The sequence below is a fragment of the Pedobacter folensis genome, from assembly GCF_056490665.1.
This window is the reverse complement of record NZ_JBWJIF010000001.1, coordinates 344,977-357,335: the sequence shown is the minus strand read 5'-3', so window position 1 is coordinate 357,335 and position 12,359 is coordinate 344,977. Positions and strand designations below refer to the sequence as shown.

The following is a 12,359-nucleotide window of genomic DNA, read 5'->3' as shown; positions in this document are numbered from 1 at the left end:
AATTAAGTTTTACCTTAACCAATGTTGTTATGACTAGTAAATTCGGTTTTACCAAAATGGATATCAATGAATTTGAAACGTGGATTTCAAATTTAAGAGTTGCCCGTACCATCATACACATTCAGGAGCATCATACCTGGAGCCCCAGTTACATCAATTTTAAGGGCAATAATCACTTTGATTTACAGCAGGGAATGAAAAGTTACCATGTAAGCCATAATGGCTGGATGGATATCGGTCAACATTTTACCACTTTTCCCGATGGTACAATTTTAACGGGTAGAAGCCTTGAAAATACACCCGCTTGTATTTTGGGCTTTAATACGAATGCCATTTGCATTGAAAATCTTGGGGATTTCGACATAGGAAAAGATGCAATGACCGCTGAGCACAAAAATACGATTATAAGGATAACGGCAGCCCTGTGTAAAAAATTCGGTATTGCAGTTAACAGCAACAATGTAGTTTATCACCATTGGTTTAATTTAACCACCGGGGTCAGAAACAATGGAACAGGCAATAATAAAACCTGCCCGGGTACTAATTTTTTTGGCGGTAACAAAGTTGAAAATTGCAATCAAAATTTCCTGCCACTGGTAAGTGCAGCTTTAAATGGTACCGTTCCTCAACCTGCGCAAAATATTATAAAATATGTTGCTGTTACCGCCGATAGCTTAAATATTAGGGAGGACGCGAATGCCCAAAGTAAAAAAGTTACAGGAGTTGAGCCAGCCACATTAGGGGCTATTCTGCGGGTATATGGAGCGAAAAACGGCTGGTATAAAATATCGGCATCACAACAGCATTGGGTTAATGGAAGTTTCACCAAAAATGTGACCAGGGCAACTGTAAATGCTACTACCTTAAATGTAAGAAGCGGACCAGGCACCAACTTTCCAAAAGTTTCTGCACTTACAAAAAATCAGGAGGTTTTTATCGTTGAAGAAAATAATGGCTGGTGTAAAATAAGTAGCGATAACAAATGGGTAAAGAAGGATTTTTTGAATTAATACATCATTTTAAATTACAACGCTAATATTATTCCTTTCTGCTGTTTCGAATAATACTTCAGGTTTTTTTATACTGTTTTTAGTTAGAATTAGTTTCGCCAAATTAGGCATATTACCCGAATTCAACAACAAAATGACCGCTTCGTCGCTGATGTAATTTTCACTTAAATCTAAATGTTTGAGTTGAGGTATTGTACCTGCTTCGACGATAAAGCGAACACCCTCATCACTAATCGTATTCATCGATAGGTTAATATTTTCTACTTGTTTAAAAAGCTTAGATTCTGTAATAATTTGACTTCTTTTTCCACTTATCCCGCAGTTTCTTAGTGTTAACGATTTAAGCGCTGGCAATGTTTCTGGGTTAAATAAAGTTTTCAATTTTTCATCAGAAAGCGTAAGCCCGTTCATATGAAGTGTACTTAACGTATTCAAAAACTTTGAATGGGTTAACTCAAGCAACGCTTCTATACTAATGTGGCTTCTATCAATATTGATTTCGGCCAAATTTATGGCATAAGCAGATGAAGCAATAATGGCTAACTCATTACCGCCGATGCCTTCATTTCTATTTATTGCTATGCTACGGGCGAGCAATGTTACATCGGTAAGTTTTTGGTTATTAATTACCCTACCCCATGCGCTATTTACCCGCCTTTGTGATATAGGCCAGTCTACCATAAGATCATTAGCCAATTTGATCGCATCAATTCTGGCTTGACCGATAGGCCAGGCAAAAAAAAGCTCGATCAATGCATTCCATGCTTCATTAGATGGTCCGGAGCTTACAATGGCTTTGATTAAATCCCCATTAGCGAGATGATCAATTTTATCGGCTTCGATATAATTCAGCAGATAATGGTACAAGATCTTTGTGTCGGTCATGTTTCTTTTTTATTCGTATCTGGCCAATATCTGGTTAAACGTATTCATTTCTTCTTCAGAGAGTTCTGGTTTTAACCGCCAGCCTGCATCTTCATCTACCAATAATCCTGCTGCCCTTAATTCATTTACCATTGCAGTATAACGTTCTGGCTCCAGCGTATCACGCAAGTCGTAAACCCGGTTAATACCATTATTAGTCCTATCCTGACCAGGAGTTGCAGATGCAGCAATTACCACATCAAACTGTTCACTGGCATCATAACCTGGTATCGGGGTCATTTCACGGTGTGCTTCATGGCAAAAGGTAATCAAAGGCGTTATATCCGTTCCATGTCCGATTGCAAAAATACGATTATGTTTTGGTGTAATGTGTTTTACATCTACTGCATATCGCTCTAACGGTGGTGCGACCACATTGGCATCCACATCAAAACTCCGTGGATTAAACCGCACAAATTGTTTAGGTACACCCTTATAACCGGTAGCCAGGCTACCTACATAATCAATATCACCTATTGGTCCGCTAAAGTCTACATCAGGATGTACTGCCCTTTGAGCAGCTACCCAGGTAATAATCTGGTTTTTAGCGGGCGGCCACAAACGTGATAAAACACGGTTAACCGCAAGTATTGCAGCCCTCCAGTCATCACGCCATAACTCGGTACCTTCGGCATGGATTCTTTCGGTCAATTCTTCCAAACTTTCGGTTGAACCAGTTTTTTGTTTATACCAGGTTGCTATATCCCGCACCCTTTGCGCTATCCGTCCTTCTATTTCATGCAATACATCCCTTTCAAAATTATCAACCAGCTCCTGGGTGTCTTGACGTTGCAGGTCCCGAAACTGAGCCTTAAATTCCTCGGTCCTGGCTTTTAATTCATCCATCCATGCTTTTCTGTCTCTTGTTACATGAAAGTTGGTATCAAATTCATCATACCATTCGCTATGCCTGCGGGCAATGAAATAATCCCAGCTATCCAAACGGTTATAAAGCCGTCTGAATTCGGTCGAGGTAGGTGTGTCATCAACCCTTCTACGGTCTTCATTGATATCGGTATCCGGATCAAAATTCAAATCCCTTTCCCTGCCTCCAAAGCGGTCAATCACCCTGTTGCGTAATTCTTCGCAATAATCAGGTGGAAGTTCATTACGGTCGCAGCTCGCCAGATCCTGTTCTTCATTACCGGTAGGTGTTCCGAAAGTACTTGCCGACCTGCAATTGGCAGAAAATATCGTTAATGATGCTGTTGAATAATCATTAGTTGGGATCTCGGTATGATTGGTATAGTGATTATAGGGGTATGGAATGCCATAAATAATGGAAGTAGCGTACCTCGTACTATACTGATCACGATCGATATACGAATCAGAAACCGTTGATGATAAAGTAGAAATATATTTAAAATCATCAGGCACACCAGTTGCCGCCCTTGCTTCTGCCGCGCAATTTGTTCTGTAGTCTGTCCAGCGTTCTACTCCTGCCGAGAAATTACCCGAAGGTTTTCTTGCACTGTAATGGTAAAAATCAGGGCCAACCTCGCCGATAGGTTCCTCACCTGTCATTATTGGTGGCACCGGTGGTGCTGGTGCCGGCACCGCAGAAGCGGCAAAGTACATTTTTCCATCATAAGGTGGCAAACCAAACGCCCATGCCGGACAGTTTCCTGCCAGGTTATTACATGCACATTCGATATTTGCAGCCATGTGCCATGGTAAAATCATGGCCCAGGTGCCTGTTTCTCCTTTAACATCAGCAGCCCAATCAAAACCGGCATCATGCTCCCTACAACCATCATGTGTGTTACAATCCTGAAAATCAGTATATATCCAGGTTACTCCGGTCATTGGATCAAGAATGCGTTTCGTTCCTAAATGCGCACAGGTATCGCAGTTTACCCCGCAGGCTCCTCTACATTCGGCCCCGCTGGTTATGCCTGGATTTTTCTGATAAGCGTCTACTGGTCCCGGAAGTCTTGGCCCCGGGCCAAACCTGCGCCCATGGCCTGTGCCGGTCGGATCCCAACTGCCTCCGTTTTGTGATGGCAGGTAATGTAAAGCCCTTAAAATCGTACATAAACCGGATATCAGCGGACAATCGTCGGTAAAGCCCTCACTTCGATCTATAGCCAGTCCGATATTATCAAAAGGAATGCCCGTGAAAGTTGGTGTAGCTACGCTGACTCCTGTAATTCCATGCCCTGGCACTCCACTAATGGAACCAGATAAACCAAGCGAAACTGCTGCATCGCCATGCCATTCGTAAGGCTGCCAGTAAATGCGGCAGAGGTTAAAACCGAGCACACTTAACTGCGCATAAGCACCTGCAAATAAATCGGCTGCAACCCCCAGATCGATATCCAAATCCGGACTCGCGGTAATGGTACCTCCGCCATATGATAATGAACCACCAATGTGTGTGGTTTGCATGCCAATAGCCCTTACGAATACAGCCGGGCCACCTTCGGCACTTAAAAGCGGAATACTTACCGGTACAGGCACTGGCCCAACTGGTATAATTCCACTTAAACTAAGCTCACCTTTTATTCCTCCCCGCAATTCTGCACCTAATGATAAAGCACTGGTAATGCTGATACCACCGCTGATGCTGTAGTTACTGGTTAAAGGATTGATTAAAATATGTGTCGGGTCGAAACAAATTGGTCCTATCTGTACCTGAACTTCTGGTGTAATGCTACCTGTAATGCCGACTTCGCCCGAAATAAATACATCAGGAGCGATTGGCATGGCAAAAATCGGGATCATGAAATCCTTATCCATGGTTTCAAGGGTAAACTGCTGGCTGTGGCCATCAAGCGGGCAACCTCCCGGAATGTCGATTTCCAAACCACTGGCTGTTATTCTTACCCCAACACCCAAAGCATCGGCCAAGGCCTGGGCAGCCTGTCCGGCTTCGGTTGCCAACCAGTCTATTGCTTCTACGCCTGCATCATAAACCGTTCCGGCGGCATCTGCTACAGCTCCTGCAGCTGCACTGGCCGTATCGGCAACAGCACCAGCTGCATCGCTCAGTCCTTCTCCTACGGCATCAACACCGCCGGCAACATCCCCTGTAAATTCATCCCAACTGTAGCGCTGTATATCGGGCGAAGCCCCTTGCTGCATCGTATGCGTTAACTCATGTGCCAGTAAAAACCTTCCGCTTTGCGAATTTGGATTATACTCGCCTTTGTTAAAATAAATATTATTGCCAACGGTAAATGCCCTGGCATTTAAACTATCGTTCAATTTGGCGGAGTAAGAAGTATCATGAATCCTCACACCCGAAAAATCACCTCCCATTTTACTGCCCAAATCGCGGCTCACATGTCCGGGTAAGGTGGTACCGGCACCTTTCGTTGCGTTAATACCCGATTGTACACCCGACGGCGCAATTCCTCCTGCCGCAGAAGCCGATTCTGATTTGGCCTGTAATACCTCGGGTTGATCTATATCCTTTAACTCTTCTGGTTTACGCGATACTTCTTCTTCGTGCTCACAACTACATTTGCGCTGAAGTTTATTTTCTGGTGTTACCTTCACCTTTTTCGATACTTTTTCTTTCTCTGCACAACTGGCGCATTTACGCTGGAGCTTAGTTTTTTCTTTACGAGATGCTTTTTCTTTATCTGCACAGGTTGCACATTTACGCTGTACAGCAGGCCTGGCAGCCAACCTCGTGATGCTGTTTTCCTTACGGGAAACTTTTTGTTCCTGCTCACAACCCGGGCATTTTCGTTGTACCTGCATAGCAGATAACGAACCACCGGCACCAGCCATGGCAAAGTCCGCATTCGATGGCATCCGCATGACCCTTTCTGCAACCTGATCGGCTTCTTTCTCCTGCGGATCGTTTACCGCCCCAACTTTCAGCTTGGTTTGGATAGCACTATTCCCTGGCCTGCTGTGTGTTACAGACCTGGATGGAGAATTGCGATATGCCAATGTGCTGCTCATACCTATAATGTTCGCCCTGATTTTTTTAATTCGCGTTTAACGCCCTCAATAATATCTTTTTGCCTGATTTCTTTTCCGCCTTCTTTAAGCATCTGCATGGTGGCGTACTGCACCACGTTAATAATCACACCACCGGTAAGTTCAAATTTCTGGGCAATCTCATCGAGGTTTATCTTTGCTTCCATTTTTGTAAATGGCGAAAAGCCCTGTTCCCAGAGCAAGGCCCGCTGACTGGCCTCTGGCATCGGAAATTCGATTACCGATTGAAAACGGCGCAAAAATGCCTGATCGATATTTTGTTTAAAATTACTGGCGAGAATAACCAGGCCATTGTGGTCTTCAATCCGTTGGAGCAGGTAACTGGTTTCCTGATTTGCATATTTATCCCTTGCATCGCTTACATTGCTACGTTTTCCAAAAAGCGCATCAGCTTCATCAAAAAACAATATCCAACCCTGATTTTCGGCAGCATCAAATACCTTGGCCAGGTTTTTACCGGTTTCGCCAATATATTTGCTTACGATCCTGCTTAAATCGATGCGATAAACCGGTAAATTATGCTTTTTACCCAAAACAGCGGCGGCTAAAGATTTCCCAGTGCCGGGCTGACCGTAAAATAACGTTCTGAAACCAGGTTTTATCTTATGTTTCAGCCCCAGATCGTTCATCATAGTCGGGCTATGCTGTAACCACGCATTTAACAGCTCCAGGTGTTCGCGGGTATGCTCGGGCAAAACCAGATCGGCATATTCCATATTGGTTTCGATCAGGTGTGCCGGAAAATCAGTTGAAAAACGGGGTTTGCTTCTTTCGCCTGTGGTAAACTCTTCGAACCAGTTTTTACTAATGTGTAATGGGATACTCGAAATAGGTTCACCAGGTGGAAGCGGCTCATACTCCAGTACATTTAAGGCGAAAAGCGGATTTCGGGCATCAAATAATTTCATCAGATCAAAGCGCAGCATTAAATTATCGGAAGCAAGCAAAAACAAAAAAGTTTCGGCTGTGGGTAAAAAACCACTAAAAACGTTTCCTTTTTTACCGCCAAATTCCGTAAATATCTGCCCGGTTTGTGGATTGTTCACCAGGAAAATATCCAGGCATTGTGGTTTTATCTGACTCACCATGGAAAGGAAAAGCAAAAAACGCTCGGCAAATTTAAACTGATACTTAGCCAGAAACCTCGCATAACTACTATCGAAATTGCTTAAATCGGGCGGGTGGGCATCAAAAATACGGGTACCAGCAGCCACATTACCGGCATTAATGGCGCTACGCAACTGCAACACTTTTTCAAACCAGTTTAATTCGGCTAAAAGTGCATCTGCATTTGCCTGCAGGTTATTCTTTACCAGTTCAGGTTGATTAAATAGTTGTTCCATGGTAAGCGTATTATTGATATCGGCCAGGGCAAAGTGTCTAATAAAACATCAAAACCCTTTTTTTCTACATATAAATGGTAATCACCGGTACGGAAAATTAAACTTCCGTTACGTTTTAAAAAGGTGTCGGTAAAACCCTGTACCGTTGTTGATCCAAGTTTCGACCAATGTTGAATTACTGTCCTTTTTAATTCGTTGGCTTCTGCGAGTTCTTCATCCGTAAAGGTGATCTCGTGTAGATTGATTACCGTTTCAGGATCAGCACCACACAATATTTTATTAAAAACCAACAGCGTTTCGTCTTCGGGCATTTCGTTGTAAATTAAATAATGCAAGTATACAATGGCTTTATTCATAGACTTTTCATCAATAAATGCATGGCCATTTAACAACTGCAGAAAATTGAACAGGTTTTTAAAATATGGATAAAGCAAAACCAAACCTGCATTTTCGATTAAAACCGAAGCTTCCTTTTTAATTTCACCAGTTTTTTTCGGATTGACTAAGTCTTCCTTTTCTTTAAATTTTGGTTTAATTGCTGTTACAGCCTTCTGCTTGTGAATGGCAGCGATTAAATTATTAAACCGTTCGATTATTGTTATAGCCTCATTTTTAAGCACGGCAGCGGTAACTGCCAATTTTAAACTTGTTATTAATTTAGCTTTTAATGCCGGATTTTCCTGAACCAGGTTAAAAAGCCACAGGCCAAAATTATCGATTTCAATACTTTTTTTTTCTTCTTCTAAAGCACCAAACCAGACTTCAAGTATTACATGATATAAATGAGCATTAATATTTGGTTCTAAATATTTTAAAATTGAAATATCTGTTTTAAAATTATGAAGCTGGTAAAAAAACAAGTGCCTGTTTACCAGCTGCATTAATCTTTTATAACTAAGGGTATTACGTTTTATGAGCTGGGTAAACTGGCTGAAAATTTGTCGATCGTTATTAAAAAGTTTGATTAAAACCGCAGCAGGCTTAAATGTTGTTTCATCAGGCAGCCACCAGGGTTTTAAACCGGTTTGACAATAAAAGGCTAAGGATTCATAATTATCGGCCTCTGCTGCGCGATCAGGTAAAACAGATTGATCTTTTGCAAAAACATTCTCTTGATGTGCTAAGTGCCTTATAAATGCCTGAACCTCGGGTCCAAGAATATCAATATTAACTTCTTTATGATAATTCTGGTTTCTAAAATAAGCATATACCTGAATAACAATCTGTTCTTCAATATCTTGAATCAGTTTATCTAAAGATAAATTTCCCAGGTCTATATTTAACTGATCGATGCGAATGGTTTGGTTGAATGCAAATTCATCAAAGATGGAATTGAAAATATCAGGCAATCTTGTTTTACAAAAATCGCCGATTTCTGCCTGCACCTTTTCCCAATCCTGTTGACTGGCAACAGTGAGCAACATTTTTTGCGATTGGATGAGGTGTTTATTCATCACATTATTTTTTTCCTAAATCAAAATTTTCAACAACATCTTCGTCAACAATTTCAGTATCTCTTTCTTGTCTTCCCTGAGGTGCAATTCCTTCCATTACAATATGGTATTTACCTGGATTTAAGTTAAAACTGTATTTGTTTCCTGTAAACTCACCCTGCTGTATCGGTGCGCCAGCAGCATCTGTGATTGTAATTTTAAACTGTTTAGCATAAGCCACGTTACCACTTAATTCGTAAGTATCCTGACCAATACGTCCAACGCCAATAAAGAAAGTAATCAGGGCTGTACCTACCTCATTACCGGTTTCTCTTTCGATAACGGCATACTCCAATTCATCTACAGCAACTACCGATCTTCTGGCACGGCTATCTTTTGCAACCTTTTCCGGGTCGAGGGTATATACCAAAATCTGTTTATTCAGGTTTGGTTTAGGTTCATAAACTTCTTCCTCAAATTTTACCGATCCCAAATTGGGGCCGTTTTTAACAATAACCTTATAATCGCCGGGATGGTAAAGATTATTGAGTACCTGTATTTTAGCGGTATTGATTCTGCTTGGCGTATAGACCACAAAACGCGAAATAGGCGCTACCAAGGGTGTAAGTTCTTTATTGCGGTAATCTTTTGCATCACATTCGCAGCAGCCATCATCTTCGTAAAGTGTAAAATCGGCAATCACGTTACCGGCAATGTTTGGCAGTCCTTCCTTGCCTATTTCTTCTACCAGTTTATCATACTGTTCGTTAAAACTGGCTTCGAACTTGCTTAAATAATCTCCTCTTTTTCGCTTTCCCGTAACAATGATTTCTTCAAGCTCTTTTTCCCTGCCTTTTTCTACAGCTTTATGTTTTTCTGTAAGCACTTTTAAATGACCTTCGTATTCTTTTAAAGCCTCGGCCTCCTCTTTTCTGGCCTTTTCGATCACTTCTTCGCTGACTTTAAGTTTTTCCGCCAGCTCTGATTCCATAGCCCCGGTAAGTTCCTTCAGCTCTTTTGCTTTATCGGCTTCTGTATTTTTCCTTAACAAGACAATTCTTTCTTTGTATTCTTTTTCGAGTGCTTCAGTTTTAACAGCATCTTCGCCTGTAGATTTTAAATTTCTTATTTTCTTTTCAAGCTCGCTTTTTATGGCTAATTCTTCCTTCTTGATTTCATCAGCTGTAAACACTTTACGCTTATTAATTTCCTCGATCCTGCCTGCTAAAGCTTCTTTATACTGGATTTTAACCTGGACAAGTTCGTTTTCATGTTCCTCTATGCGTGCTTTTATTTCAGCGGACCGGGTTTCATAATTTGCCTTCACCGTTTTTTCAGCCTTCGTGATTTCTGCTATTTCAGTCTCTTTATGCGTAACTGGCACGGCCGCTGGTGCTTTGCCAATAGTTTGGTATTCGATTTCACGACCTGTATGGTATAGCAATAACAGCGTATTGCCCTTATTTACCCCAGCCAAATGTTCTACCGCACCTGCCCTCCTGATATAATCATAAAACGAAATATTTGTACCGAGGCTTTTGTTCCGCTGCGACCTGATATCGGTTAAAGTACCAATATTGATATAAGGCCTGATCATAAATAAATTTAGCGCCCTGTGCACAATGGTTGCCGCCATGAGATAAGCCATCAGTTCTACATTGCCCTCGTTATTGATAATTTTGACCATGAGTTTCATTCCCTTTACATAAAGCGAAATTAAACCTGTATATACCGATTTGAAACGGTTTTCGTCAAAGTCGGAAAACTCCAGGGTGAGGGTGGCAATCAATTCTTCAATGTTATCGTTAAACTGGGCAACCATATTCAATGCATCACGCTGCAGGTCGTCGGGCGTTTCTTCCAGTCTTCCCTTACTGTTATTTATTTTAGAATAATTGGCCTGGTTTATCCTTTCGTTAACCATGCCGGCTTTAATAAAAACATTGTTGATGTTACCGAAAGTAGATGTTTTTTCTGTCTGGCCGTTTGTATCGTTAAAAGTTTCGTTTCCGCCAGCTTTTGCATTAAAACGGGTTTCTTTTTTGGTATTTACACCAACAACCGCATCTTTTGCCGCATCTTTTACATCATCAAACCTTGCGATCATCTTTTCGGCCAGGGTACTGTATTTGATCAGGTTATTGAGATAATACAGCATTACATTCCGCCAAACCAGGTACTGCGAATCGAGATCGGGATAACGGCAAACAGTTTTTGTTGTTCCGCCTTCGCCCATAAAGATGGAACGTACCTTAAAAGGAAGGTTCAGGTTGCGCTGTAGTCTTTTATACTGTTTAACAGCCACATCTTCTTCAATGGCCAAATGGCCTTCCATCCTGAAAAATGTGGTGTCAGAAAAATTGTAAAGCAATGGTGCCTCCAGTTTGCTTTTACCGTAAGTCTGTAAATTTAAGGGCAGTTGATAATGATAGCTGAGCGGTTTGCCATTATCGCAGCCATGGCATAAAGATTCGTTCCAGTAAGTTTCAAAATCGGCAATACTGGGGTCGAAGTAAATCGGCAAAGCCCTTTTGCCTATATTTTGCCACTTTTCTTTACTTGGGGTAGCCAAAATACCGCGGTCGTTTTTTTCGTTCTGGCTATCGTAAAAACCTGTTAACATATTCAGGGTTCTTCCGAAAACCGTAACCAGTTTTTTGCTCCAGTCTTTATATTCATTAAATAACGGCGAGTATTCAAACTCCTGACGGAAAACAGATGGCGGACAGGTATCGCTACCCAACATTAAATGCATAGGGAAAGCATCTTCATCGGGCAAACAAACACTATTGAGGTGCATGGCGATGCAGCGCAACTCTTCGTACGATTTTATAATATCTTCAAAGGCATCGTACACGTATTGAAATCCATAAGCCTTACCGCTTAGGTACTGCGCAGAAAGTTCGATCAGTTTTGCCTCCCATGTGGCGCGTATGCTATCAAAATCGTAATTAGGAAAATGGCGAGCCAGTGCCGGCAGTTCACTATAAATAATCGCCAGTTGTTTGGTGAGCTTCTCTAATATGGCCGCAACCGGACTTAAATAAGTATTGACTAAAGCAGGGTAATTAGCCGCAGCAATTGGTGTAATTAAAGCCCTTGGATAATCGATCGTTTCCAACTCATACAGAGCAGGATACATAGCGCCGCCTTTATTTTTATTTGAGGTATTAATATTGATCAGATCGGTTCTTTTGATCAGCAATTTGCGGATAGTAAAGGTATTTTCTTTACCCAGGTCATCGCAGCTTTTGCCCAAACAGCTTTTAAGGTCGCGGGCTGCCGATTCCAAAAATAAAACCACCACATAATCGCTCAAAACCAATGCACCAGTAATGGGGCCGGCCCCTATGGCAGCTGCATTTTCTGCGGTAACCAATTCTAAAAGCGGGGCATCATTAAAATATTTATAATCTAAGCCATCGGCTAAGGTATAAGGTTTATAGTGTGTTAAATCGCAATCGCCAAGTGTAATGAGGAAACCCCATGAAGTTACCCCGAGCCCTTTCGATATATGTACGGCATTTTCGCCGTAGCTTGCATGTAGACCACAAACGATCCCCCTGCCGATCAATCTAATCCTAGTTAACCTGCTTTCCTGAAACAAAAACTGCTGTGTATTATTCAGCTGACCTGCTGTTAGTACCTGATTTTCTTCAAAAACCGTTGTTTTATTAATGAGTTCCATAGCTAGA

General features: G+C 41.7%; 6 protein-coding genes. 1 reads left to right on the top strand and 5 read right to left on the bottom strand.

What is annotated here, in order from left to right; translation table 11 throughout:
- The first annotated feature begins 29 nt into the window (after positions 1-29).
- Positions 30-1,010 (top strand): SH3 domain-containing protein, encoded by a 981-nt coding sequence (locus AC04QZ_RS01350; RefSeq protein ID WP_478356265.1) that lies wholly within the window; start codon positions 30-32, stop codon positions 1,008-1,010.
- 9 nt (positions 1,011-1,019) lie between these two features.
- On the opposite strand, the gene AC04QZ_RS01345 is transcribed toward AC04QZ_RS01350, so the two are convergent.
- The 5 genes from AC04QZ_RS01345 to AC04QZ_RS01325 are packed head-to-tail and all read right to left on the bottom strand — an operon-like array spanning position 1,020 to position 12,352.
- On the bottom strand, positions 1,020-1,895 hold the full coding sequence (locus AC04QZ_RS01345) for a leucine-rich repeat domain-containing protein (protein WP_478356264.1): 876 nt from the start codon (positions 1,893-1,895) through the stop codon (positions 1,020-1,022).
- A 9-nt stretch (positions 1,896-1,904) separates the two neighbouring features.
- Positions 1,905-5,849, bottom strand: a complete 3,945-nt coding sequence (locus AC04QZ_RS01340; protein WP_478356263.1) for an eCIS core domain-containing protein — start codon at positions 5,847-5,849, stop codon at positions 1,905-1,907.
- Positions 5,850-5,851: 2 nt separating this feature from the next.
- Positions 5,852-7,231, bottom strand: coding sequence for an ATP-binding protein (locus AC04QZ_RS01335; protein ID WP_478356262.1), 1,380 nt, complete (start codon positions 7,229-7,231; stop codon positions 5,852-5,854).
- On the bottom strand, positions 7,198-8,685 hold the full coding sequence (locus tag AC04QZ_RS01330; RefSeq protein ID WP_478356261.1) for a contractile injection system tape measure protein: 1,488 nt from the start codon (positions 8,683-8,685) through the stop codon (positions 7,198-7,200). Before AC04QZ_RS01330 ends, AC04QZ_RS01335 begins: the two co-directional genes overlap by 34 nt.
- Positions 8,686-8,689: 4 nt before the next feature.
- Positions 8,690-12,352: a hypothetical protein gene (locus tag AC04QZ_RS01325; RefSeq protein WP_478356260.1), complete on the bottom strand. Its 3,663-nt coding sequence runs from the start codon at positions 12,350-12,352 to the stop codon at positions 8,690-8,692.
- Between the last annotated feature and the right edge of the window lie 7 nt (positions 12,353-12,359).

Coding starts and splice junctions, on each gene's coding strand:
- AC04QZ_RS01350 (WP_478356265.1), top strand. CDS start 30: ATGACTAGTAAATTCGGTTTTACCAAAATGGATATCAATGAATTTGAA.
- AC04QZ_RS01345 (WP_478356264.1), bottom strand. CDS start 1,895: ATGACCGACACAAAGATCTTGTACCATTATCTGCTGAATTATATCGAA.
- AC04QZ_RS01340 (WP_478356263.1), bottom strand. CDS start 5,849: ATGAGCAGCACATTGGCATATCGCAATTCTCCATCCAGGTCTGTAACA.
- AC04QZ_RS01335 (WP_478356262.1), bottom strand. CDS start 7,231: ATGGAACAACTATTTAATCAACCTGAACTGGTAAAGAATAACCTGCAG.
- AC04QZ_RS01325 (WP_478356260.1), bottom strand. CDS start 12,352: ATGGAACTCATTAATAAAACAACGGTTTTTGAAGAAAATCAGGTACTA.
- AC04QZ_RS01330 (WP_478356261.1), bottom strand. CDS start 8,685: ATGAATAAACACCTCATCCAATCGCAAAAAATGTTGCTCACTGTTGCC.